Here is a 24,689-nt window from a genome sequence, read left to right as displayed (position 1 = left end):
AACCAGCGCAATTCCAGGAACCGATCTGGGCTTTGCACCGGCAATCAATTCATCTTGCGGATGATGTATTGCTCGATCCCCTGAATGGAATCGAGGTTCTCAGGCAAGAGCTCACTATCTTCGACGATGATGCCGAAGGTCTCCTCGATAAAGCCGATAATCTCGAGCACCCCCGTCGAGTCGACGATGCCTTGATCGAGCAAGGACGTGTCGTTCACCAATGCCTTCACGTCGCTCACGTAGAAATTCGAAACCAGGAAGTTGCGGATCTGCTCGCTGTAGGTTCGGTCCTTGGTCGTCAACATGAATTCGTCCTCCGTAGCGACACCACCAATTTAGCGACCTCGTCGCCGACCCGTCTCATGACAGGGCCGTTTTCTTGAGTTTGCCCGTGTCAGTCATCGGCAGGCTGGCCACGACGACGATGGACTTCGGAACCATGAAGTTTTCCAACCGCTTCTGGCATTCCATCTGCAGCTGTTTTTCGCCGATCGTTCTACCATTCTCCATCACGACAAACGCTTTCACCGCTTGCCCAAGAAGTTCGTCGGGAACACCGATGACCGCCGCTTCCCGGACGCCGGGAATATCCATAAGGACGTTCTCCACTTCCTTCGGCGCCACCTTCTCGCCTCGCGATTTTATGATCTCGTCACCACGGCCAACGAAGTAGAGGTAGCCCTCCGCGTCCATCCGGCAGTAGTCGCCGGTGTATAGAACCTGCTCGCCGGGCAGCGGGCCTGGTTTGAGTTTCCTGGCTGTCGCCTCGGGCTTGCCCCAATAGCCCTTCATCACCGTTGCGCCGCGAATGACGAGCTGGCCGACGACGCCGGGGCCGACCCGCCTGTCATGTTCGTCGACGATCCACATTTCCGTATTCGGGATCGCGATCCCGACGCTCAGCGGCTTTCGCTTGAGATCCTCCGGCGGCAAATAGGTGCAACGCTTGCACTCGGTGAGGCCGTACATCGAATAGATGCGTGCACTCGAAAACAGCTCCCGAAGCATGAGAATATGCTTGAGCGGCAGGGCCGCCGCGGTGTTGGTGACGTAGCGAATGCTCGAGAAATCCTGATCCTTGAGGGACCTGAGTTCGGAAAGTGCCGCAAAGATGGTAGGCACGCCCGGAAAACCCGTAACCCGCTCTTGCCTGATCAGCCCGAGGACCTGCGCCGGGAAGGCGAACGAGCGTTCAAGCACCAGCCGCGCGCCGGTGCGAAACGCCATGATCATCTGGTACAGGCCGTAGTCGAAGGCGAGCGGAAGGACATTGAGGATCACCTCGTCTTCGGCAAGCTCGAGGTAGGAAGCGATCGAGGCACAAGCGGTCATCATGTTCCTGTGCGTCAGCATCACGCCCTTGGGTTCGCCTGTCGAGCCGGACGTGTAGATGATGGCGGCAAGATCGACATCGATGCAGCGCCGCGCCGGCGGTGCATCGCCGCCATCGGCGACTGCTGTGTCCCAGCGCACGGCATGCGGCAATTGGGAGAGCTCGTCGTCGTCGATCGATCCGGAAACGATCGTCCGCAGAAGTGACGGGCAGTTGTGCGCCGGCTCGCGGAAGATCGAGTGCAGGTGCGCGTCCGTGATCAGCGCCGCAGGTCGGCAATCGTTGAGCAGGTAATTGAGCTTGTCGCTTTTGGTCAGCGGGTTGACGATGCACACCACCGCATTCGCCTTGAGCACCGCCCAGAAGCTCACCACCGTCTCGACGGTGTTGTCGGCGAAGATCATCACGCGATCGCCGCGCACGACCCCTGATGCGGCCAAGTCCCGGGCGATCGCATTGGCGCGCGCCTCCAGCTCACCATAGGTGACACGCTGCTTGCCGCACACCAGCGCCACCTTGTCGCCGAACCGGCCGGCCGAGTGGGCGAGATAGTCGTGCAGCAGGGGTACGGCATCATGCAACATGCAAGCACTCTTCCCGATGTTCGCGGTCGACGTCGACGCTGAGCCCATGCACGTGGGTCGCACTGGGACAGCTCGCGACAAACTGCTGGTGAAGGAGTTGGGTCGACAGCACACCGACGAGCGCCATGTTGTCGGCATTGGAAAGATCGCCGTCGCCGGTCCTGGCCTGGCATTTGCCGAGCAGGCGTGTGACCGAAGCCGGATCAAAAACATTCGCCTTGCGTATCGCCGTCTCCGAAAGCGCTTCGCGAATGTATTCCGGCGCGGCGTCGGCGGTGAAGCAAAGCGCGTTGGGCGCCCGGAATGGCTGCTTCTTGCGTGTCACGACCTCGGCGGGCACGATCGGCTCCGCCACCCGTTTCAGCACGTGCTTCTCATCGAGGACACGCAGCTTGTAGGAAGGCGGAAGTGAATTGGCGAGCCTCACAAGTTCATCGTCCAGGAACGGGAAGCGCCCCTCGACGGAATGAGCCATCAGCATCCTGTCGCCTTGCGAGGAAAGCAGATAACCCGACATCAACGTCTGGACCTCGAGATACTGGTCCTGCGCAAGCGGACTCCAACGCGAAAACGCCGCGGGCAAGCGGGCGAGCAACTCCGACACGGCGTCGTGGCGTTGGGTCTCGGCGCGCAGGTCCGCGGAGAAAAGCCGCTTGATGGCGCTGGTGCTGCGCCAGCGCGTGTCATGAGCGAAGCCGGGCGCGTCATAGGCCTCGATACCGCGCCCGAAGAACTGGCGCGCCATCGCTTGCTGTTGCACCGGCGAGCGGGTGAGATAGGGGTAAAGCCGCTCCAGCAGGCGCGAGCGTCGTGTCGATGCCGGCTGGTGCCCCCAGAACCGGCGGACCTTGCCTTCGCGGAATAGGTCGTAGCCGGCGAACATTTCGTCGGCGCCCTCGCCGGTCAGCACGACCTTGATGCCGCGCTCGCGCACCAGCCTGGAGAGCAGGAACAGCGGCGCCGGGGCGGTCCTCAGTATCGGGCGCTCGGTGTGGTAGATCACCTCCGGAAAGATGGCGGCGATATCGCTGCGCGAAACCACCACTTCATGGTGCTCACTGCCGGTTGCTTCGGCAACCAGGCGCTGGAAGCGGGTCTCGTCATATTCGGCGTCGGCAAAACGCAAGGAGAAGGTCTGGAAGCGTCGGCCGGCGAAGCGCCTTCCCAGCGTCGCCACAAGCGAACTGTCCAGCCCGCCGGAGAGATAGCAGCCGACAGGCACGTCGGCGCGCACCATTCTGAGCGCCGTCGCAGCCTCGAGTGCGCTACGCACGCGCTCCACCGCCTCGTCGCACGACCCGGTGAACTCGCCCTGCGACGATCCGAAATTTTCTGGGTAGGACGGCTGCGAGAACACCTGCTCGCGAACGGTGCCGTCCTGGTAGGTGCGGACATGCCCTGGCACGACCTCATGGATTCCCCGAAATACCCCTTGCGGCGGAACGACCGTCCAGAGCGTGAAAGTCTGATCGAGGCCGGCGGGATCGAAGGCGCGCGGTATGGTCGGATCGGCCGCGAAAATGGCCTTCACTTCACTGGCGAAATAAAGGCGGCCCGCATGTTCACAGAAATGCAGAGGGCAAATGCCGAACCGGTCGCGCGACAAGACGAGACGACCCGCTATCGAGTCCCAGATTGCGATTGCCCACTGACCGTTCATCCGCTCGAAGGCCGCTTCGCCCCACGCACGATAGGCATGGAGCGCAACCTCCGTGTCGCTGCGGGTGCGGAAGCGGTGGCCGAGCGCAATCAGCTTTTCGCGCAGCTCGACATAGTTGAATATCTCGCCGTTGAACACGATCCAGCTCGTATCGCCTGTGTCGGCAAGCGGCTGCTGACCGCTGGAAAGATCGATGACGGACAAGCGGGCATGGGCCAGCCCGGCGCGTTTGTCGCGGTAAAGGCCGCGCTCGTCCGGGCCGCGATGCGAGAGCGCACCCACCATCCGCATCAGCGCCTCACGCGAAGGAGAAGCCGCCGCGGCGTTCAGCGCCACTATTCCAGCGATGCCGCACATCCCGGGTCAATCCTCGCCAATTTCCACGGACAGCAAAGGCCGCGCGTGAAGATAGTGGGCGGCCCGCCGTTTCGCGTCGATGTCCTTGAAGACTTTCTGCAGCTGGGGCTCGGTGAGGCCGGCAACCGCTGCGACCTCGTCGCCCGCGATCCCATGGTTCAGGCCGTAGAGGCATAGATCCATCAGATGATAGGGCAGCGCGAAATAGAATTCCTCCTGGCTTTGCGCCATGGAGAACGTGTCGGTGGTCGGTGCGCGCCGCCGGATTTCCTCGTCCACGCCGAGATATTCCGCGAGTTGATAAACCTGGGTTTTGTAGAGGTGAACGATCGGCATCACGTCGGCGGTTCCGTCACCTTGCTTGACGAAAAACCCCTGGTCGTACTCAAGAAGGTTTGGTGTCCCCGCAACCGCGTATTTGAGGCGGTCGGCGTGGTAGTATTCCGTCATCTTGCGCAGGCGCTGCTTGTAGTTGGTCGCGGCGACGATCTGCAGATAGGCGGCTGGCGGCAAACGCACCGTGTCGACCTTGCCCTCCGGATCCTGGACGGTGAGCCGGGTGATGTTGAGGCCGTTGCTCTCGAGAACCGGCTCGATCACCAGCTTGCACTTCCAGCCTTCCCCATAGTCGGGAACGACGGTCCGGATCGCTTCGAGCTGCCTTCCATAGGCGCCAATAGCCTCCAGTGCCGGGCCGATGTTTTCCAGGACGCTATCAATGCCAAGCTGCGCCGCGACGCGGCGGCCAAGTCTGAGTGAGTCGCCGGAGGAATCCCGCTCCGGCATGAACAGTCCCAGGACCTTGTCCTTGCCGAACGCGCGCGTGCACAAGGTCGCGACGACGGAGCTGTCGATACCGCCGGAAAGGCCGACGACCACGCCGCGACGATGGAGCGTGCCAAGAACCTGCTTGCGCAAGGTGTCAACGATACGATCGACCTCAGCACGAGCATCGAGCGCCAGCACATCCTTGCTGAAATGTGAGATCACGTCGATGACAGATCCTCCCTTTTGCGAGACTCGGCCGGGGAGTAGGTCTGCACGACGGCCGTCTCGATGAGCGGACGGTTGGTGGCAAGATTGGGCTCTATGACAAGGTCGATGTGGTTGCCCATGATCGGAACCACGTCCAGATGTGCCAAAACGCTATCCCAACCCAAGGTTCGAGGCATTCCCTCACGACGACACCGAAACAAGGTGCCGGCGATCGGCAGAGCCGGTTTCGGTGCATCCAGCCACCGGAAAAAAGACTGCGCCCGCAAGACCTCCTGCAGTTCCAGTTTGGTTCTGAAGCTTGTCGGGTTGAACTCTCCTTTGGCAAAGCGGTCGAGAAGCTTGGTGAGATACGCCTCGCGGCCGATTGCAACGGTGATTTTCGCAAGGGCTCGGCAGGCCATCCGGCGGGCGGATATGCGATTCGTGCGAATACGATGGAACGTGCGGGTCAGTGTCTCCCAATGATTGCTCGGCTCGTCCAGAAGGCTCGTATCGAGGATACCCAAAAACCTTACCGGTCGCCCGGCGGCCAGAAGCCGTGCCGCAACCTCGAACGCTACCGCGCCGCCGAGCGAATGGCCAAGAAGCCGCACGGGGCCGGCAGGTTGGGCGCGGCTGATCTGCTCGAGTGCGGCGTCAGCCATGGCCGCGAGACTGTTATGTCCGTCCAATATCGCGGCGAGGCCTGGATACCTTATGGGGTTCACCCGGGCGACCTTGCCCATGGCGGCTGCGAACGCGGCCAGGCTCGGGCCATAGCCGACGGACCCTGGAAACAGGAAAAGAACCGGGGGGTGATGCTTCTTCGCGCGCCGTTCGCCCGCCTGTGCGGACGCGACCGCCTCAACCATCTCGTCGAAGCTCATACCGACGGTGAAGGCCTCGAGGCCCAGCTCTTGCCCGATGGCGCTCTCGATCGCCATGACGCAATGCAGCAGCTGCAGCGAATCTCCTCCCGCCTCATCCCAGTTTCCCGCGGCAACGCCCGTGTTGAGAACCTGCATCCATGCGTGCTGCACGATTTGCCTTGTATTCCGTTCGCCTCCTGCGGATCGGGAAGTGGGCGGCTGGGCGGCCCGCGCCGTCTTTCTCTGCGAACGATCCATCTGGGTGAGCGTTGCCAGGTCGACCTTCCCTCCCAACAGGCGCGGGATCGCGGCAATGGTGTGCAACCGCAAGGGGCGCAGCGGCGCCGGCAACGTCGTTCTGATGAGCTGGCGAAGCTCCTCCGCGAAAGCAGCCCCTGCGAAGCGCTGGGGAACCGCGAAGGCGATGAGTTCCTCGGCCGGCGTCACGATTGCCACGGCATCCGCCACCGAAGGGGCGCAACGCAGGACCCGTTCGAGCTCGGCGGGCTCGACGCGTCGACCATTGATCTTGATCTGGCGGCCTTTGCGGCCGACGATGCGCAACAGGCCATCATCGTCCAGCCGAACGAGGTCGCCCGTTGCAAAAAGCCGAACACCGGGATCGTCCAGGTCCGGCCGCGCGGGAACGACGACACCGTTCTCCCAATGACCAAGCAGAACATAGGGGCTTCGGATCAGAAGCTCTCCGCTCTCGCCTGTCCCAACGTTGTGCCCCGCTTCGTCGACAATGGCGAATGCCATCCCGGGAAGCAGCCGGCCAACGGGGACCGTGGCGTCTTGCTCAGGCCAGTCCGGCGGCAAGAACCATTGCGAACCGGTGGTCTCGGTTGACGAGTAGCCGATCTGGATCAGGCACTGGTCGGAAACGGCTTTGCGCAGCAATGCGATGTCTGTCCACGACACTTTCTCACCACCGAGCCGGGCCACTCTGAGGGACCTGAACGTGTCAGCAGGGGCCTCGCTCAAGAGCGCCCGAAGCAGCGCCGGAACAAGATAGGCAACCGTCACGCCTTCGGCTTGCAACCGCGCGCGCACAGCGCGCAGGCCGACCGCCTCCACCTCGAGAAGATGCAACGTGGCGCCCGTCAGCAGTGCCGTAAAAATCTCCCGGCAACCGGCAATCGTGGCGGGTCCGGTCAGCGGCAGGAAGACGTCATCCGCGTTGATATGGCACGCATCGACATATTGCCGAACCCGCCACAGCAGGCTGCGTTGGCTGTTGACGATTCCCTTGGGACGTCCGGTGCTGCCTGAGGTGTAAAGCACCATTGCGGGTGCATCGACGGAAACGGACGTCGGTGGTGGCGACGCGGGTCGACTGTTCGGCGCGACGCTGGCGGCTATATCGATCCATACGATATCCTGTGCCAAATCGACGGAGCGAACCTCGCCAGCGCCTATGACGGCGCCGAGCCGCGCAGCATTCACAATCTCAATGATCCGGGAGCCCGGATCTCTCATGTTGAGCGGAACGGAAGGCCGCCCGGACATCATGCTCCCCAGCATCGCCACAGGATACCAGGCCGAGTTGGCCTGAAGGATTCCGACCGCCTGTCCTTCGGGAACGACAGCAGCGATCCGGTGAGACAATGTCTCGACAGCCCGGAAAAGCTCAGAATAAGTCAGGCGATTGGCGCCATCGCTGACCGCTAGCTTGTCAGGATATTGCCTTGCGACGTTTCCAAGGTGATCGATGAGGGGAATGTCCGCAAAGCCGGCGCCCATCTGTTGATAATGGCGCAAGACAGGCCCGCCCTCGTCGAGAGCATATTCGGGAATATCTGACCATTTGCGGGTCGTCGCCGGTCGACGATCCATCTTTAGATCTTCGTTCACCGCTTCAGAGTGCAAATACGCTGAAGACATTCAGGGCCCCACCGAACTGAATGTGGTACATTGCTCGCCACTGAAATCTTTTCATCAATCATTCGGATGATGCGTCGATCTTGATCAGACGATGTTTCCCGCCCCGGCCTCCCGGAAAGGTCTCCAGTTTCTCTCCAGCAACGGCTGGTTCGCCCAGAGGTCCCCGACCTGAGACGTTAGCCCAAGGCCGAACCCGCGTGCCTCCGGCAGCCGGTATGAAAAGTCATTCAAATGAATGTTGGTGTGGTTTGTAGTCTGGCTAAGCTTTGACCCGCAGGTGAATGAATGCTTGCTCGGAGACGCTTGGGCATACCGCCATGATCATCGAGTTGTTTGGGCCGCCTGGCGCAGGCAAGACCACCCTTCTTCGCGGCCTTTGCCGGGAGATGGCGAAACACGGCATCAACGTGAAGACAGTGAACGGCTATCGCCTGATCGAATATGGGTCGGTCCAGGATGACAGCCCGGAGGTGCGCCATGCCATTGGGCGTATCGGCAGGAAGATTGCCACCTCCGGTCCCGTCTTGTTGTCGACCTTGCCGAAGGACGGTGTCGCTGCGCGGCTTCTGGCTTCAATTCCCTTGAGAAGCCGCACATGGTCATGGCGCATGAAGATCGACATCGCCCTGTTGTGCGAGTCCTGGCGTCAAGCGCAGGAATCGGAAGGTTACTTCATTTTCGAAGAAGGCCTGATCCAGGCTTTGTGCGCGCTGGTTTTGCTGGCACGAACTCCAAGCATCGACGTGGTTCGTGACTGCCTGACGTTCCTGCCGCGACCGGACCTCCTTATCCAGCTCGATGCGCCGCAGGAAACGTTGCGCCGCCGTCTTATGGATCGGCATGCGCAGCAACCGCTCCTCGAGGTCCTGCTGTTCGAACTCGGCGTGGACAGGGGCTTGAGACAGGCCGATATATCGAGGGAGATCGGCGAGTGCTTGCGCCAAGATGGATGGCCCCTGATACAAATCAACGGTGCTGAACCTCACGATTTTGGCAAGGTCATCACGCGAGTCTTGGAAGAGCGTGAGACCGCCCCGAGTCTAGCGATGTAGTGGTCTCACGCCACCAAAATCCAAATAACAGAAGCCAGCGCGAAAGGCATCGTCGCCGTCCATCTCGCCCCCTACTCCACCGTCACGGATTTCGCCAGATTGCGCGGCTGGTCGACGTCGGTGCCCATGAACACGGCGGCGAAATAGGCCAGCATCTGGATCGGCAGCGCGTAGATGATCGGCGAGATGATTTCCGGCACGTCCGGCAGGATGATCGTCTCCATCGTCTTCACGCTTGAGTGTGCCGCGCCCTTGGCGTCGGTGATCAGGATGATCTTGCCGCCGCGTGCCGCCACTTCCTGCATGTTCGACACGGTCTTCTCGAAAATGCGGTCATGCGGCGCAATCACGATCACCGGCATGTTCTCGTCGATCAGCGCGATCGGCCCGTGCTTCAATTCGCCGGCGGCATAGCCCTCGGCGTGGATGTAGGAGATTTCCTTGAGTTTCAGCGCGCCTTCCATGGCCAGCGGGAAATTCGTGTCGCGGCCGAGATAGAGCACATCCTTGTAACGCGACAGTTCGCGCGCGATGCGCTCGATCTGCTCTTCGAGCTTGAGCACCTGGTTGGCATAGCGCGGCGCTTCCGAAAGCGCGCGCACCAGGGTCTTTTCCTCATCCTTCGAAATCGTACCGCGCGCCACGCCGGCGCGCACGGCGAGTGACGCCAGCACCGAGAGCTGGCAGGTAAAAGCCTTGGTCGAGGCGACGCCGATCTCGGGGCCGGCCAGTGTCGGCAGCACGACGTCGGATTCGCGCGCCATGGTCGATTCCCGCACATTGACGACGGCGCCGATCTTCATGCCGGCCTTGCGGCAATAACGCAGCGAGGCCAGCGTGTCGGCGGTCTCGCCCGATTGCGAGATGAAGAAAGCGGCGTCGTTGGCCGACAGCGGCATCTCGCGATAGCGGAACTCCGAGGCGACATCGATGTCGACCGGCAGCCTTGCATAGCGCTCGAACCAGTATTTGCCGATCAGGCCGGCCAGATAGGCGGTGCCGCAAGCCGAGATCGCCAGCCGGCCAATCTTGGCAAAGTCGAATGGCAGGTCGAGCGGCTTCGAGACGCCGGAGACGAAGTCGACATAATGCGCCAGCGTGTGCGAGATCACCTCGGGCTGTTCATGGATTTCCTTCTCCATGAAATGGCGCCGGTTGCCCTTGTCGACCATGAAGGAGGTCGACAGCGACTGCTGGCGCTTGCGCTCGACCTTCTTGCCGTCAATGTCGAAGATGGCGACGCTGTCGCGGCGCACCACCGCCCAGTCGCCGTCTTCGAGATAGGTGATCGAATTGGTGAATGGCGCCAGCGCGATGGCGTCCGATCCCAAGAACATCTCGCCATCGCCATGGCCGACAGCCAGCGGCGGGCCATTGCGGGCGCCGACGATCAGGTCTTCGTCACCCTTGAACATGATGGCCAGCGCAAAGGCGCCTTCCAGCCGCTTCAGCGCCTGGTGCGCGGCCTCGACCGGCTTCAGCCCCCTGGCGAGTTCGCGCGCCACCAGATGCGCGACGACTTCGGTGTCGGTCTGCGACGAGAAGGAATAGCCGTCGCGGACCAGCTCGTCGCGCAGTTCGGCAAAGTTCTCGATAATGCCGTTGTGGACGATGGCGACCCCATCGGAAAAATGCGGATGCGCATTGGTCTCATTGGGCACGCCATGGGTGGCCCAGCGGGTGTGGCCGATGCCGATCGTGCCATCGAGCGGCTCCTCCTTGAGCCGGCGCTCAAGGTTGATCAGCTTGCCTTCGGCGCGGCGGCGGGCAAGCTCACCACGCTCGATGGTGGCGACGCCGGCCGAGTCATAGCCGCGATATTCGAGCCGCTTCAGCGCATCGACGATAAGCGGCACAACCTGCGAGTGGCCGACGATCCCAACGATGCCGCACATGGCTTTGCCCCTCGACCTGCAGAATTCCGGTCCTTGTCGCCGTAGAAGCCACGATATCCCTCCTCGACTACGGGCTGATCGTTCATTTGAAGGAGCCTACGGCCTTATTCGCGACCAGAAACCGCCGTGCTTGCGAAGTGGTCCAAGAGGGCGCGGTCCGGGGGCGGAGTTTGCCTCACTAGCCGCGTGAAGCCGCCCGACGAACAGTTCGTTCGAATGATGCGCTTGCGTCGGCCCAGGCGCATGTTGGGTCAGCCGGCAAACCAAAACACACCCAACAGCCGGTTAGGCCCGGCCGCCTGATGCCCCCCTACAAGAGGCTGTCGGGCCGCTTGATCTGTCCGGGGCTTACACGCGAAAGCGCTCCTGACTGCCTCGCGTGCCGGCAAGCGAGCGGCGCTGGTGTCCACGCAACAAAAGACGTCAAGATGAACACGAGAGGGACCATCCGACGCAAAGCCATCCTGGCATAGGCCACAAAGGTGGGTGGAGGTGATTGGCGACCGCCAAACCGACGACTCGTTGCCGTCAAAAGCGCTGAATCGCTGGCACCCGGCATCGTTTGATTGCACGAAGACGCTGAACTGATCTCTCGATACAAATGGAAGCTCAATCCGCGCCTTGCTGGGTCCAGGCATGCGCAAGGGGGTGCAGGGCATGAAGTTCAGGGATCTGATCAAACGTGCCGACAACAGTGTGGAGAAGTCATTCGAGGACCTCGAAGCTGACTTGGCTGATGCCGTTGACGAGTGCCTCGGTTTGGATGACCTGTCAGCGTCGGCAATAGACCACGGCGCGGGCGAGCCGCCCATGCCAGACGACAACAGCGAACAGGACGACAGCGCGCAAACCGAGGATAATGCTGGCACCGACGATGCCGCCATTCCGGAACCCGTGCGACGGCTGACCTCTCATACGCAGAGCCGCATGGCTGCCTTGAGTTCCTTTGACGGGCTGTTTCGCGATGCGAAGCTGCATTTCGAGGAGATCAACGCGAAACTGTCCGAGATCGCAAGCACACATCAACTGACCTTCGAATTCTTTCACATCCTTCACGCCGACATTCTCCGCGCCAACGAACTGGAGCTGGCCAATCTAAACCTGACCGCGGAGCAAAGGAGCCTGTCGGACAAGCTCAATGATCTGAACCGAAGGCAGCATGAGCGTGAAAGCATGGTGGAAGCTTTGCAGCAGCGCGAGGCAAGCCTGGTTCAGGACAGCGAGGCGCTTCGTGGCGCATTGGCTGCGGCAAGGCTGGAGCTCGTGGAGGCCGCGAACACCAACGCAAAGAACGAAGCGGATTTCGGAGACCTCACAAACACGCTTGCCGCCGCGACCGTCGAGGCCGACAGACGCGCGCGCGAAAACAAACAGCTGCGTGAAAAGAATGTCAGCCTGTCGATCGACCTGGAAAAGGCGCTGAAGCGCGAGGACGAGGCGCGGCACAGGCTGGACGCATTCTCCTCGATCCATGCCACCGAAGCTGCGAAAAATTCCGAAATACTGGGTGCGCTCGGCAAGAGCGAAAAGGAAGCGACACGGCTCCACCACGCACTCGAGGTCACCCAGGCGAAACTGTCGGAGGTCACAGAAACCGCAAAGATCATGGAGGCGGACAAGGATGCCGAGCTCGAACGCTGCCGAGCCGAGATTCGGGGATTGCGTTCCGAAGTTCAGAGCCTCAACTCGCGACTGGAGCTCGCATCGAACGCAAATAACGAGGCCTCGGCCGAGATCGACAGGCTCAGGCTCCAATGGAGCGACGCCGTGGCGGAAAAGCAGGTGGCGGATGAGAGGTTGGCTGCCCTCACCAAGGAGGCCGAAACCGACAAGCTGAACCTTTCGAAGATAACCGCCAATTTTTCACAGCTGTCGCTGCAGCAGGCATCCGATCAAATACAACTCGATATCAGACGGCAGGAATGCGAGGACCTACGGGCCGAAATTGCATCGGTCAACGCCCGGATCAGAGATTTGCTGCCTTATGAGAGGCTCCATAGCACCACGAACGCCATGCCGCACAAGAACGATATGGCCAAGATTCCGGTGACGGCGGAGCGAACGGTGCGTACCGCTCGCCGCGTTCGCCGACGGGCGCTCACCGCGTCGTAGGAGCTAATCGCATTTTGCGGCTCGCTTCCAACAGTTCGCCATGTCATTGGCGGAAGGCCCTGGACATCTGATCCGTGAGAGGCTTCAGCAGATAAGACCAGACGCTGCGTTCGTCGGTGCTTATGTGGACCTCTGCCGGCATACCTGGTTTGAGCACCTTGGCATCGGTCAGGCAGGCTGCCTTGTTCTCGACATTGATACGCGCCGAGAAATACGAAAGCTGTTTTTGCTGATCCTTGATCAGATCCGCCGAGATGCGCTTGACCGATCCCTCGCAAGCCGGCGTGGTGCCGGCATCGAAAGCCGGAAACCGGATCGAGACGTGCTGACCTGGACGAACGTCGTCTATGCGCGATGGGGGGATTAGCGCGTCGACGACGAGGTTGTCGGCGTCGGGTACAATCATCATGATCACTTCCCCAGGAGCGATCACGCCGCCGATCGTGTGGATGGAGGATTCCTGCACCGTTCCCGATTGTGGAGCGCGGATGTTGGTTTTGGTCAATTCGTCTTGCGCGACGACCTTGCGCTCGCTGAGTTCGGTCTGCTTGGCTTCCGTTTCACGAAGCTCGCTCGTTACTTCACTGCGCCTTTGTTCATCAAGCTGAAGAATCTGCAATTCGGTCTCGCTGATCCGGGCCTGTGCCTCAGCGACCGCCGCCGCGAGGCGTCCTGATTCTCCGTGCGCCCGGGTGGCATCCAATCTGATGTTGCTCAGTCTCTCCTTGGACACCAACTTCTTTGTATAAAGCGCCTGGACATCGGTAAGATCTCCGTCCAGCAGGACCACGGACTGGTCTTCCGCGGCCTGCTGCGCCTTGAGGCCATCGATCTGGCGTTCGAGTTGCTTTGAACGGCTTTGCAATTGTGCCTTCTGCCCCGTCAACGCCGTTGCGCGGCTTTCGAACAGGGTACGCTCCCCGTTCACCAGTGCAGCCAATTCCGGGTCGCCCATCCGTGTTTGAAGGCTGGACGGAAGCTGCATTTCCGGCAGCCCCTGTCGCTCGGCCTCCAGCCGCGCAAGCCGGACGGTTGCGCGATCAAGATCCTGACTGATTATTTGCAGGTTGGCCCGCGTCAGCGTGTCGTCCAGCCTGGCCACCACATCGCCGGCCTGCACGTGATCCCCATCTTGCGCGAAGATGCCGCCGATCGTGCCGCCGGTCAGGTGCTGGACTTTCTTGATGTTGCTTTCGACCACCACGGTGGCAGGCGCAATCACCGCGCCGGCGATCTTGGTCAAGCCGAGCCAAAGCCCGCCGCCGGCAATCAACATGACGGTGACCGCCGCGCCCAGGATCAGGTTGGCCCTGATACCATCCCGCGCCTCGGCCGAATTCGCCTCGCCCCCTCGGCTCCCATCGTCGATCGGAGCAAATAAACCCATCGTCGCGTCAGACACGAAACAGCACCTCACGCATGACCGCTCACCCCTTTATGCATCGGGACAACCGCCGCCGGCCGTTCAGCAGGCGAAGGGAAAGGCCGGATAACGTTAGCCAGGACCTCTTCGCGGGAGCCAAAGGAGTGAAGCGTCCCATTCGCCATGACGAGCACCTTGTCGATATTGGTGAGGGCAGAAGGACGGTGAGCAACAACGATGACGATGCCCCCACGTCGGCGCACGCCCAGGATCGCGCCGGCCAGGGCGGTATCGCCATCGACATCCAGGTTTGAATTCGGCTCGTCGAGGACGACAAGAAACGGGTCGCCATAAAGTGCCCTGGCAAGCCCGACGAGTTGCCGCTGTCCGGCCGACAGGGCTGCCCCTCCCTCGCCGACGCGTGTTTGAAACCCATTCGGCAATCGCATGATCATCTTGTCGACACCCGCGGCCCTGGCGGCTGCCAGAACGCCCTTGGCATCGCCCTTACCGCCAAATCGCGAAATGTTATCGGCAACCGTTCCATCAAACAGTTCGACGTCTTGCGGCAGGTAACCGATATGAGCGCCAAGCTGCTCATGGCCCCATTGGTCGAGCGAGGCTTCGTCCAGCCTGACCGTTCCGCGAAGCGGCTGCCACACGCCCACCAGCGCGCGCACAAGCGTCGTTTTGCCGGAACCGCTTGGCCCGACAATGGCCATGCCCGTTCCTCCAGACAGGCTGAAGCTGACATTGGCTACGGTCGGTTTTTGCTGGCCTGGCGGAGCTATCGTGACTTCCTCGACCGCAAGCATCGCCTGCGGCCGCGGCAATTCCATGAGTTCGCCTTGGCTACCAAAGGCGGTCAGCGCCGCTGCCAGTTGGGAATAGCTCTGACGGAACGCCACGAAGCCTCGCCAGTTGGCCATCGCCGCGTCAACCGGGGCCAGCGAGCGGCCCAGCAATATGGAGGATGCTATGATCACACCTGGGGACGCTTCTCCTCCGATCACGAGATAGGCGCCCAGTCCTAGAACGCAGGACTGCAGGGCCATCCGCAGCGCCCTCGAGAGGGCACCGGTGGCGCCGACGATGTCGGAAAGCCGCTCCTGGTGCGAGAGATATGCCTGATTGATCTCGCTCCAACGGCGGGCAAGCCGCCCGGAAAGGCCCATCGCGCGCACAACCTCCGCATTGCGGCGGCCGGAATCGGCAAGATTGCGTTGCGAAACCATTGTCTCGGACGCGCGCGCCGCGGATGAGCGACCAAGGACTTCCGCGATCACCGTGAGCAGCACGACAACAATCGCACCGCTCGTTGCCAAGAGACCGAGCGCTGGATGCAGGAAGTAAATGATCAGCAGATAAAACGGTATCCACGGTGCGTCGAAGATGACGGTCGGCCCCAATCCTGAAAGGAAACCGCGCAACTGGTCGAGATCACGAAGCGGATGTATCCGGTTCGCATCCTGGCCGCCGATGAGCGGTAAGGACAGTGAGAGGCCGAAGACCCTTTGCTGCAGCTTCTTATGGAGACGATTGCCGATTCGAACCAGGAGGCGAAGCCGCACGAAATCAAGCAACCCGTAGACCGCGTAAAGGCCCAGCATTCCGATCGTAAATCCGACAAGCGTCGGAACGCTCTGTGAAGGCAGAACGCGGTCGTAGACTTGCAGCATATAGACGGAGCCGGTCAAAGCGAGAATGTTTATGACCGCCGAGAACACACCAACGCCTACCAGCGCGGGCACAGCGTCAAGCATGGCGCCACGTAGATCGGGCGAGCGTATCCCACCGGAACTCATGGCTTGCGACCTTCGACAAGAAGTCGTCGGGTCGGCCGATCGGCTCCGCCGGCCATGGACAAATTTTGGGTCTTCAGGAGCGTATCCCTCTTTGCCTTCTAATATTACGCCCCACTAACGTATCTGGCCTTCCGTCCAAATGTAGCGAAATCGTGGCGCCAGCCCGAGAAACCCGGAACTGACGCATTAAATCAGGGGAAAACTGTCGGTTTGAGGTGTGCTGGAAGGCTGCGGGGGCGTGTTCGAGGCAATGAGAGCGACACCGCGCCCTGCTTTCGAGGGGGTGAGTCGCCCCTCAGACAAACGGCTCTCCGGCGGTCTTCTGGGAGCCATTTGAATGTGCGATCTCTTTTTAGCGCTTCTTCGCAACAACCAGGAAATGCTGCGCCAGTTGTCCAGGAACGCGAAGAGTTCTGGACACCTTCTCGAAGGGCTCGATCAACGCTCCACAGACCCCTGGCAACAGGTTTCCCGGCCGCGGCAGATAGCCGTAAGGTATCATCTCCTCGACACGGAAGCCCGACGCGGTCAGGAGCTCCTTGAACGCCGTTGTGCTCAGCGTGTGGCGAATTGTGCGTCCAGACAACCGGTTGAGCAGCCGGCAAACCAGGCCGATGGGTGAAGTCGCATTCATGTGAACATTGCACACGAGTCGCCCGCCGTCTTTCAGATGCTCATTTATTGCCTTCAGCGCGTCCGACTTCAGTTGATCCTCTGCGTTCAGGAAGAAGCGAAATGCCGTTACGACGTCGAAGGTCTCGCCGAGAGGCTCCCTCGTCATATCGATGTGACGCAGTCTCACGTTGGGCGGAACTTGCGCGCAGTCGAGCATGGGTCTGGAAATGTCGGCGCCCACCACCTCGCCGAAGAGCCGGGCTGCCACGTTGGCGATGCGACCTGTTCCGCATGCGAAATCAAGGCACTTTCGGCCGGCTCCGCCCATTGGGCGCAGAACGTCCAGGATCAGCGGCTTTTCGATTTTCTCCCAAAGCGCGCCATAATAGCCGGACTCATGTGTTTTGTTGTAATGCGCGCCGTAGCCTGGCGCGCAATGGCTGGCTCTGTAGTCGTTCGACACTCGGTCGCCTTGCGGGTGGACCTGCTGGCTGGACGTCAGCTCCTGCCAAACCCTGGACTTACCGGTCTGAGGCCTGGCCCGCGGAATCCGCGCTGCTGAAGGCGTATCGTAAGCATAATTTGCCGACTGAGCCATTTGAGCCGAGTTCGTCGACGGCGCCGGCTTCACCCCTTGCTTGGAATTGAGCCTCACCAGTATCTCCCGTTACATTGCGTTCGACTGCCCAATCGAACAGTGAGCTCCCCAAGCCCATTTTATCGGACTGCGACCGAGGCGGCCTATTGGATCGCCGCGCTTTGCAGATCACTGTTGAACCGGGCTTCGACGGTATCCCCCGGCATCACAACCGTATCCTCGTCAGCCGAGAGCTTGCGCCACTCATCGCCTATCTTGCGGACGATCGTGACCTGAGCCTGGATCGTTTCGCCGGCAATCGGCAATGGCTGGGTGGATGCACCGGTCGGTTGCAGCTTCTCGCTGACGGCGTGGAGCCTGGCGGTGACATCCGCCAGCCGCGCGTTGGTGTCCTTCAGATCCGTCAGCAAGGCAATCTTCTTTTGATTGTCATTGCGTTCGTGCTGCCTGACATAGTCCTCCTGCTGGCGCCGCGCTCTCATAAGCTCGACCGTGGTTTGCAGCGCACCGCTCGACGACAGAAGCAAGGCGCGCCTGACATCGGCGAGACGGTTGTTGGTCAGATTGCCTGCGTCAAACGCCTTGGTTACTTTCGCCAGGTCTTCCTGGTCCGCCTTCACGCTCTCGGCCTCGACCTGTTCGCGCTTCTGCAAAACCTCGATTTGATCGGCCGCATCCTTCTCGCCCTTCTCGAGAAAAGCCTGCTCCTGCTGGAAATCGCTCAGCGCAATCTTCAGCCCGTCCGCTTCAGCCTGGGCGATCGCGGCTCCGACGCTGGGCGACAGGGGTGATCCCTGCGGCGTCTGCTTGTCGAAATCCGCCTGCCCCTGAAGTTCGGCGCGGATACGGGCGGCGTGAAAATAGTCTTTGGTGTAATCCCCCCAAAGTGTCTCGTAGTCGCGCCTGAGATCAACCGGATCGGGGCCTGTCTGGCCTGCCCGTGACCGCAAAAGGCTGAAGCCGCCGGAGACGGCAAGCGCCTGCCGCACGGTCATGAGCGGACGATAGGCCTGTTGTCCCGGGGTAAGCACGTCGCCCATCACATAGATCGGACGATACTCCGCGATGATGGCAGTCACGTCGTCCGGCTTGACGACAACCATCTGCTCGCGTCCATCGGGCAGACGCACATGGAAGATCTTGGTCGGCAAAAGCGCTTGCATGCGCGTCTGCAATTGAGACGCCGTCAGGCCTGCGACCATGATCATCCCGACTTCGGGAAGGGCGATGTTACCGTCCATCTGGACAACCGCGCGCTGCGTTCGCTCCGGGATCGGCGCTATCCCAATCTCGACGGTATCGCCAGGTGACAGTTGATAGGGCTCGGCGCCGCCTGCGATGGCCATCGATGTCAGGGACATCACGGCAGCCGCGGCAAGAACAGTTCGTTTAGTGAAGGCCATTTGCGACAATCTCCTTCTGGTTCGGCACCGGCTCCGAAGGCCATTCAACACGGGTAACGAAATCGTATACCGGCCCACCGGGCACACCCCAATTGCTCGACCAGACCACTTGTGAGCCATCAGGAGACGGCGAGGCATGCGTCTCGCTCCAGTAGTCGAAGTGCACGTTTTGCGTGTCCACGATGCGGCGGACCTCTCCGCTGCCGTCCATGCGCAGCGCAATGACCTGCTGCGCGTAAGGCGCCCAATCCGGGTGCTGCGATATTTCGTCTGGCGTGCCGCCATAGCTCAGAAACACCCAGCCCGGCCTGTCCAGGGATCTGAGCGACGCATGCATGGCCTCGCCATATTTCATCAGCAAGGTGACCTTGCCATCGGCCAATCGGCGCTTGATCACCTGATATTTGTCGGGATCCGATTTGCTGATCCCGACAGAGATTTCGCTGCCGTCGGCATCGACCGTCATGTCGCCGTGACCGGGCCGGTGGTGCTCCATCCACTTCTGGCGCAAGACGCCGTCGATGGAAAAGACGAAGGTCGGTTCATGGTCGTCCGACAAGGCCTGTGAGCACACTATGTTGATCCCGAGCGGGGAGATGGAGCAGGAGCCGGTGGTTCCTGGAAGCTGGCCAAGATCGATATCCGGGAATTTCTGCCGCTCCTTCAGGTCGTAGCCGAAGACCACCGCTTTGCCGTCATTGCGCGTCGCACGCACCGCAATGCGGTTGCCGTCGCGGCTCGGATTGCCTTTGTTGGGTCCGAACTGAAGCTTGCTGTAGGCCGCCGAGGTGAACACGATGTCCTCATGATCGGTGCGTGGCGCCCAGGTTGAAATCTGCCGGCCGCCAACGCAGATCATCAGCTCGGGATCCTTGGGATGCCATTCGCATTCAGTCGAGCGGTTGCGGTGGAACAATGGAACGTAGCTGTGCCCGTCGAGAAAGCACATGCCACCGCAACCGTTGACGATCAGGAGAAGGCTCTGGTCGGCGTTCCAAGCCTGTGCGCTCGAGTAACGGTGGGTGCAGTATTTCTTCCCGCAGACACCCGCCAGGCCGAGAATTCCGGGTTCGGTGATCCGCACGAAAATCATGCCGGACCATGGATCCGTCGTTTCGCGCAGATAGCCCGGCAGGTTTTTTGCGGCCTGTGAGGGCGACGGTTGCGATGCGCTGCTTTCGCGACCGCCGGCCATGTAGATATTCAGGAACATGGCACCGGCAATCAGCAACATTGCCAACATATGCCGGCGGAGCAGGGTCATGTCATATAACCCATTTCGCGCCGCACCCGGCCTTCACTAAAGCGCGCGCGCCACCATGCGATCGTTCGCTCCAGCCCGTCGCGCAGGCTGGTCTGCGCCCGCCATCCAGTCTCGCCCTCAAAGAGCGAGGAATCGGCGAGCAAGGCGCGAACTTCCGAATTTTGCGGCCGCAAACGACTTTCGTCGCGATGGATCGGTTTTTTGGAACCGCTCAATTCGAGAACAAGGTCCAATACGTCGGAGATGGTCACGGCGCGTTGGCTGCCGGCATTGTACGCGTGGCCGAATTCAAGCCCGGCCATGCCCGCAGTCAGGAACGCTGTCGCGGTGTCTTCCACAAAGGTCAGGTCGCGGATCGGACTTGTATCGCCGACCATGATCGACGGGCAATTCGGGTCGAGGGCCTGTCGGATGATGGTCGGCACGATGGCGCGCTCACTCTGCCGCGGACCATAGGTGTTGAAGGGCCGCATGATGACCACAGGCACATCGAACGACCTGGCGTAGGACTCCGCCATCATGTCGGCGCCGATCTTGGATGCCGAATACGGCGACTGTCCCTGCAGCGGATGCGTTTCGCGGATGGGCATGGTCTGGGCCGTTCCATAGACCTCGCTTGTGGAGGTATGCACCACGCGCTCCGTCTCCCATTGACGCGCCGCTTCGAGTACGTTCACCGTGCCCAGGATGTTGGTTTCCACATAGGACTGCGCAGCCGCGTAGGAATATGGAATCGCAATGAGCGCGGCCAGGTGAAACACAACGGCCTGGCCGCGCACGATCCGGTTCAGGAACGCGCTGTCGCGGACGTCGCCGCGGACAAGCTTCAGTCGGCTCCGGATGTTGTCCGGCAGATCATCCAGCCATCCATGGCTGTCGAAGGAATTGTAGAGCGCCAGAGCCGTGACATCCGCTCCGTTGCGGACGAGCGCTTCGGTGAGATGCGAACCGATAAATCCATCCGCGCCCGTCACCAGAACTTTCTTGCCGTTGTAGCTCATAACTGCGCATTCCCTTGGCTGACTGGAGCGCCTCTCTTTGGGGTTCATACATCGATCGGCTGTGATGGAACCCAGCCGACAACCGCCAGGAAGCCCCGCATCATCCACACGATGTCGGAGGCGATGGTGCGCTGTGGATAGTAGGAGAGGTCGAGTCTGGCTTTGGCGGGGAACATGACCTCCCGGTAAAACAGGATCGGATCCGTGGATTGGGGAAAGAAATGCGCCTCGTGCCGGAAGAGAACCTGGCTTGGCCCCAGCAGGCCGGGTTTGTATTGCAGGACGGCCTCGAGGCCGCCCCGGAAACAATCGGCGAAAGCCATGCTCTCAGGTCGCGGCCCGACGATCGCCATCTCGCCTTTGAGGACGTTCCACAGCTGCGGCAGTTCGTCGAACTTCGTTGCGGCCAGGAACCGGCCCACCGTCGTCATGCGGCTGTCGCCCACGACGGTCAGCGCGAGGCCTTGAGAGCCGCAGTTCACACCGAACTTGCGAAATTTGTACATGCGGAAGGGTCGGCCACCAGCGCCCATGCGGGTCTGTGCGAACAAGATCGAGCCTCCGCCTTCGAGCAGCAGCGCTCCGGCGATCAGCAGCATCAATGGTGCGAATAGGACGGCCGCGACGCCGGCGACCACGAGATCGATCGAACGTCTCGCCAGGCCGTGTACGGGCCTTGAGACGACGCGCCGATGCACGGAAAGATCTAATGCATTCATGCGGCAGTTCCTGTTTGGGCGCCGCCGTTGAGCGCGGTTGCGAGTGCAGACACAACCGCTTCGGCGACAGGTGAAGTGATCTGGGGATGCAGTGGAATTGTCAGCTCTCGCTGCGCAAAGTCCTCTGTCCGCGGCAAGGTGATGCCGGGATAACGCTCGCGATAGAACGTCATCTGGTGCACCGGCGGATAATGAATCGTGGTCTGTATCCCCTGCGTCCGCAGTTCGTCGATAACGTCCTGCCGCCTCGCGTAGCGCGGCAGGAGGACCGGCATGATGTGGTAAGCCGACGTCCGGGGTTCGCTGAATGGAATGGTCACGGCCGGGCAATGTTCTGCGATGAGGCGCCTGTAGAGGACAGCCAGGATGCGCCTGATTTCGTTCCACTCTTGCAGGTTCTGCAGCTGAACCAGCCCAATCGCCGCCCGCATCTCGTCCATGCGGTAGTTGAACCCGAGCATCGTGACATCATATAGCGGGGTACGACTGTTCAGCCGCTGATGTGTCCCGCTGGTCATCCCGTGCCCACGGGCCTGGCGAACCCTGTCGAGGAGATCGGGATCGCGGGCGATCACCGCGCCCCCTTCCGCCGTTGTCATGTTCTTGTTGCCATAGAAGCTGAAAGCCGCCGCGGTGCCGAACGTCCCCACTTCCCTGAGGCCGGGCGCATGCGCGGCATCCTCGATGATATGCAGTCCTCTAAGCCGGGCGAAACGCTGCCATTGTTCCCGATTGGCTAGATAGCCCGCGAAGTGAACGAGGATCACCGCTTTGGTGCGTGGCGTGCACCGCGTTTCGGCTTCCGAAAGCGACATCAGCGGCACGTCGACCGACTCGATATCGACAAAGACTGGAGTAGCCCCGACATAGAGCACCGCATTCGCGGTCGCCACGAACGTCAGTGACGGAACCAGCACTTCGTCGCCAGGGCCTATTCCCAGTGCATGCAGGATAAGATGAAGCGCCGCGGTGCAGGAACCGACCGCAACGCAATCCTGCGCGCCATGCATGGTGGCAAAGGTCTGCTCGAACTCTCGTACCCTGTCCCCCATGGTAAGCCAGCCGCTGTCAATCACCTTGGACAGGGCTACCTTCTCCGGCACGCCTAGTATCGGGGCGCTCACCAAGAGCATCTTGACCTCCTGAACTCGTTATTTGCAGGTTTTCATGCGGCCGCGGCTGCGACCTCGATCGAGGTCGACTGTTCTTCCCAGGCAATCGCTTGCGCATTCTGGAAGTCATCGACGCGACCGATGTCGAGCCAGAGACCGTCATGCTTGTACACATGGACGGTCGTGCCGCCCTGCATCATCTGCAGCATCAGATCGTCGAACCCAAAGGGGATGCCGGAAGGAATGAACCGCAGGACATCCGGGTTCATGCAGTAAATCCCCATGCTGACGAGATGGGAAAGCGTCGGCTTTTCCCGAAAGAGCTGAACGGCATTGTCGATCTCGTCGATGACGCCGAAGTCCATCTTGATATGGCGGCAGGCCGTGGCGATCGTAACCGGATCCTTGTGCATGCGGTGCGCGGCCACGAACCGGCTGAGGCTTAGATCGGTAAGAACATCGCCGTTGAGCACGACAAATGTATCGTTCAGTTCATCCCTGATCAAAGAGAGAGGCCCGATGGTGCCCAGTGGCTCCATTTCCTGGGTGTATCTGATCTTCAGATTCCATTGCGATCCGTCACCGCAGACGCTGCGGATCAAGTGCCCGAGATACCCGGTCGTGATATAGACCTCTTCGATACCGTTGCGCCGCAGCCACTTCAGAAGCAGCTCAAGAACGGGCCGGGCTCCTATCGGCATCAAGGGTTTCGGCAGGACCGACGTGAAAGGCCGAAGGCGCGTACCCATCCCACCACATTGAATCACCGCTTTCATCCGATCCTCCCGAGTTTATTCAGCCCGAACATCATAGTTGCGAATGGAGTGCTCGCAGGGTCGCCCACGAGCCAATCCGAACACCTCATCATGAATGGTATGATCACTCTGAATGGGTGTCGTCGTGCATTCGAATGGTAACGATCCCAAGCGTTTCCGGTATTAGATAGCCGCAGGATCAAGGGCAGACCCAAGCGCTTTGGACCTGACCATGAGACCAATGAAGTCGACTGAGTCTTGCGATCAAAAACAGTGATCCGCCAAGTGCCGGAACCGATCTGCGCGCGTCCAGTGAAGGCAGGTGCCGCATCCCGCAAACTGGTTCCGGACAAACGGGCACTCGACATCGCTCGGCAGGCAGTCACGAGAAGCCAGCGTTAAAAAAAATAACGACGGCTTTCGCAAATTAGTATTATATTAGCCATGCTTGATGTGCGCGAATGGGGATGTGCGGACATCACAGCGATGGGAAGACCAGTGGTTGGCCATGACTTCAGGGATCACCACGGTTCCGACCATCACAGAGGAATGGGAGGTTCCAGCGGGTTTTCTCGTCGGGAACCGGGTAACGCGTTGGGGTAGTTCAATGTATCGGATCGTCATCGCCGACGATCACGGCTTATATCGGCGCGGCCTTCGGCTAGCACTTATGGCTGGAATTCCAGGTGCCGAAATATTCGAGGCTGCGTGTTTCGATGCTGTGGTCAATCTTCTGGAGGAGCAGGCATCCGTTGATCTTGCGATCCTCGACCTGAACATGCCTGGGTTGTTTGATCAGCAAGTGCTCAGCGACGTTCTCTCCGCCTATCCTCACACACGCTTTGCCATCGTTTCCGGGGACGATTCCCGCTCGGAGATCCTGACCGCTCTTTCGATCGGGCTCCATGGTTACATCGTCAAATCGCAGAAAGACGAAGAAGTCGTGCTGGCCGTAAATGAGATCCTCGCGGGTCGGATCTACGTACCAGCACTCTTGTCCCGAACGTCTGGGGACCAGAGATCGTATGCCGCCCTGCCCTCGGCGAAAAATCCTTCCCGTCGACGCGTGGGTTCGAGCGATCTCGGCAGGCTGACATCGAGGCAGAAGGACGTCCTCAAGCTGATGGCGGAAGGGTATTCGAACAAGGAAATCGCCCGCAATCTGGATATTGCCGAAGCGACAACCAAAATCCATGCCGCTGCCATTCTGCGCGAGCTCGGGGTACGAAACCGGACTGAAGCAGCCGTTTTGCTGCAAACCTGGCAGTCGAGAAATGTGAGCTGATTTATGCCACCCGAAGCGGGTAGCGGTTTGGACCGGCATGCTGAG

The 24,689-nt window shown here is 60.7% G+C and carries 18 protein-coding genes; 3 read left to right on the top strand and 15 right to left on the bottom strand.

The features are described from left to right. Positions 1-44 precede the first annotated feature (44 nt). From JN279_RS12225 to JN279_RS12205, 5 genes are read right to left on the bottom strand one after another with little or no spacing between them, the layout of a single operon-like run. Positions 45-305, bottom strand: a complete 261-nt coding sequence (locus JN279_RS12225; protein WP_096449651.1) for an acyl carrier protein — start codon at positions 303-305, stop codon at positions 45-47. Positions 306-360: 55 nt separating this feature from the next. Next, positions 361-1,917, bottom strand: a complete 1,557-nt coding sequence (locus JN279_RS12220; RefSeq protein ID WP_202352883.1) for a class I adenylate-forming enzyme family protein — start codon at positions 1,915-1,917, stop codon at positions 361-363. After that, entirely contained in the window at positions 1,907-3,934 is a 2,028-nt protein-coding gene (gene asnB / locus JN279_RS12215; protein ID WP_096449653.1) for an asparagine synthase (glutamine-hydrolyzing), read from the bottom strand. Before asnB ends, JN279_RS12220 begins: the two co-directional genes overlap by 11 nt. Positions 3,935-3,940: 6 nt before the next feature. Beyond that, positions 3,941-4,924 (bottom strand): NAD(+) synthase, encoded by a 984-nt coding sequence (gene nadE / locus JN279_RS12210; RefSeq protein ID WP_096449655.1) that lies wholly within the window; start codon positions 4,922-4,924, stop codon positions 3,941-3,943. After that, positions 4,921-7,665 carry a non-ribosomal peptide synthetase gene (locus JN279_RS12205; protein ID WP_096449657.1) on the bottom strand — a complete coding sequence of 915 codons (2,745 nt, stop codon included), beginning with the start codon at positions 7,663-7,665 and terminating at the stop codon, positions 4,921-4,923. Before JN279_RS12205 ends, nadE begins: the two co-directional genes overlap by 4 nt. Before the next feature lie 317 nt (positions 7,666-7,982). Between JN279_RS12205 and JN279_RS12200 the strand changes: the two genes are divergently transcribed. After that, entirely contained in the window at positions 7,983-8,717 is a 735-nt protein-coding gene (locus tag JN279_RS12200; protein ID WP_096449659.1) for an AAA family ATPase, read from the top strand. Between the two features lie 71 nt (positions 8,718-8,788). Here JN279_RS12200 and glmS read toward each other — a convergent pair whose 3' ends face one another. After that, positions 8,789-10,612, bottom strand: a complete 1,824-nt coding sequence (gene glmS / locus JN279_RS12195; protein WP_096449661.1) for a glutamine--fructose-6-phosphate transaminase (isomerizing) — start codon at positions 10,610-10,612, stop codon at positions 8,789-8,791. Between the two features lie 636 nt (positions 10,613-11,248). Between glmS and JN279_RS12190 the strand changes: the two genes are divergently transcribed. Next, a complete protein-coding gene (locus JN279_RS12190; RefSeq protein ID WP_244734540.1) occupies positions 11,249-12,724 on the top strand; it encodes a hypothetical protein in 1,476 nt (491 codons plus the stop codon). A gap of 43 nt (positions 12,725-12,767) precedes the next feature. Here JN279_RS12190 and JN279_RS12185 read toward each other — a convergent pair whose 3' ends face one another. The 9 genes from JN279_RS12185 to JN279_RS12145 form a co-directional block, all read right to left on the bottom strand. Further along, the gene (locus tag JN279_RS12185) at positions 12,768-14,111 is read right to left on the bottom strand and encodes an HlyD family type I secretion periplasmic adaptor subunit (protein WP_202353702.1); all 1,344 of its coding nucleotides are present in this window, start codon (positions 14,109-14,111) and stop codon (positions 12,768-12,770) included. Positions 14,112-14,137: 26 nt separating this feature from the next. After that, positions 14,138-15,850: a type I secretion system permease/ATPase gene (locus JN279_RS12180; protein WP_244734536.1), complete on the bottom strand. Its 1,713-nt coding sequence runs from the start codon at positions 15,848-15,850 to the stop codon at positions 14,138-14,140. 394 nt (positions 15,851-16,244) lie between these two features. Further along, positions 16,245-17,162 (bottom strand): class I SAM-dependent methyltransferase, encoded by a 918-nt coding sequence (locus JN279_RS12175; protein ID WP_244734533.1) that lies wholly within the window; start codon positions 17,160-17,162, stop codon positions 16,245-16,247. 86 nt (positions 17,163-17,248) lie between these two features. Continuing rightward, positions 17,249-18,508 carry a polysaccharide biosynthesis/export family protein gene (locus JN279_RS12170; protein WP_202353700.1) on the bottom strand — a complete coding sequence of 420 codons (1,260 nt, stop codon included), beginning with the start codon at positions 18,506-18,508 and terminating at the stop codon, positions 17,249-17,251. Further along, positions 18,495-19,772 (bottom strand): hypothetical protein, encoded by a 1,278-nt coding sequence (locus JN279_RS12165; RefSeq protein ID WP_202352881.1) that lies wholly within the window; start codon positions 19,770-19,772, stop codon positions 18,495-18,497. The genes JN279_RS12170 and JN279_RS12165 overlap by 14 nt, the downstream gene beginning before the upstream one ends. Then, the gene (locus JN279_RS12160; RefSeq protein ID WP_202352880.1) at positions 19,769-20,773 is read right to left on the bottom strand and encodes an NAD-dependent epimerase/dehydratase family protein; all 1,005 of its coding nucleotides are present in this window, start codon (positions 20,771-20,773) and stop codon (positions 19,769-19,771) included. Before JN279_RS12160 ends, JN279_RS12165 begins: the two co-directional genes overlap by 4 nt. A 44-nt stretch (positions 20,774-20,817) precedes the next feature. Continuing rightward, positions 20,818-21,492 carry a sugar transferase gene (locus JN279_RS12155; protein WP_202352879.1) on the bottom strand — a complete coding sequence of 225 codons (675 nt, stop codon included), beginning with the start codon at positions 21,490-21,492 and terminating at the stop codon, positions 20,818-20,820. Beyond that, positions 21,489-22,625, bottom strand: coding sequence for a DegT/DnrJ/EryC1/StrS family aminotransferase (locus JN279_RS12150; protein ID WP_202352878.1), 1,137 nt, complete (start codon positions 22,623-22,625; stop codon positions 21,489-21,491). The genes JN279_RS12155 and JN279_RS12150 overlap by 4 nt, the downstream gene beginning before the upstream one ends. Positions 22,626-22,657: 32 nt before the next feature. Further along, positions 22,658-23,380, bottom strand: coding sequence for a nucleotidyltransferase family protein (locus JN279_RS12145; protein ID WP_202352877.1), 723 nt, complete (start codon positions 23,378-23,380; stop codon positions 22,658-22,660). A 586-nt stretch (positions 23,381-23,966) separates the two neighbouring features. Here JN279_RS12145 and JN279_RS12140 point away from each other — a divergent pair. Then, positions 23,967-24,644: a LuxR C-terminal-related transcriptional regulator gene (locus JN279_RS12140; protein WP_202352876.1), complete on the top strand. Its 678-nt coding sequence runs from the start codon at positions 23,967-23,969 to the stop codon at positions 24,642-24,644. Positions 24,645-24,689: the final 45 nt, after the last annotated feature.

This window comes from Mesorhizobium sp. 113-1-2 (assembly GCF_016756475.1).
GTDB classification, from domain to species: domain Bacteria; phylum Pseudomonadota; class Alphaproteobacteria; order Rhizobiales; family Rhizobiaceae; genus Mesorhizobium; species Mesorhizobium loti_C.
The sequence above is the reverse complement of the archived record's forward strand: the minus strand, read 5'-3'. Positions and strand labels throughout refer to the sequence as shown.

Coding starts and splice junctions, on each gene's coding strand:
- JN279_RS12220 (WP_202352883.1), bottom strand. CDS start 1,917: ATGTTGCATGATGCCGTACCCCTGCTGCACGACTATCTCGCCCACTCG.
- JN279_RS12185 (WP_202353702.1), bottom strand. CDS start 14,111: ATGGGTTTATTTGCTCCGATCGACGATGGGAGCCGAGGGGGCGAGGCG.
- JN279_RS12180 (WP_244734536.1), bottom strand. CDS start 15,850: ATGCTTGACGCTGTGCCCGCGCTGGTAGGCGTTGGTGTGTTCTCGGCG.
- glmS (WP_096449661.1), bottom strand. CDS start 10,612: ATGTGCGGCATCGTTGGGATCGTCGGCCACTCGCAGGTTGTGCCGCTT.
- asnB (WP_096449653.1), bottom strand. CDS start 3,934: ATGTGCGGCATCGCTGGAATAGTGGCGCTGAACGCCGCGGCGGCTTCT.
- JN279_RS12140 (WP_202352876.1), top strand. CDS start 23,967: ATGTATCGGATCGTCATCGCCGACGATCACGGCTTATATCGGCGCGGC.
- JN279_RS12170 (WP_202353700.1), bottom strand. CDS start 18,508: ATGGCCTTCACTAAACGAACTGTTCTTGCCGCGGCTGCCGTGATGTCC.
- JN279_RS12155 (WP_202352879.1), bottom strand. CDS start 21,492: ATGAATGCATTAGATCTTTCCGTGCATCGGCGCGTCGTCTCAAGGCCC.
- JN279_RS12205 (WP_096449657.1), bottom strand. CDS start 7,665: ATGTCTTCAGCGTATTTGCACTCTGAAGCGGTGAACGAAGATCTAAAG.
- JN279_RS12200 (WP_096449659.1), top strand. CDS start 7,983: ATGATCATCGAGTTGTTTGGGCCGCCTGGCGCAGGCAAGACCACCCTT.
- JN279_RS12145 (WP_202352877.1), bottom strand. CDS start 23,380: ATGAAAGCGGTGATTCAATGTGGTGGGATGGGTACGCGCCTTCGGCCT.
- JN279_RS12190 (WP_244734540.1), top strand. CDS start 11,249: ATGCGCAAGGGGGTGCAGGGCATGAAGTTCAGGGATCTGATCAAACGT.
- JN279_RS12225 (WP_096449651.1), bottom strand. CDS start 305: ATGTTGACGACCAAGGACCGAACCTACAGCGAGCAGATCCGCAACTTC.
- JN279_RS12165 (WP_202352881.1), bottom strand. CDS start 19,772: ATGACCCTGCTCCGCCGGCATATGTTGGCAATGTTGCTGATTGCCGGT.
- JN279_RS12160 (WP_202352880.1), bottom strand. CDS start 20,773: ATGAGCTACAACGGCAAGAAAGTTCTGGTGACGGGCGCGGATGGATTT.
- JN279_RS12150 (WP_202352878.1), bottom strand. CDS start 22,625: ATGCTCTTGGTGAGCGCCCCGATACTAGGCGTGCCGGAGAAGGTAGCC.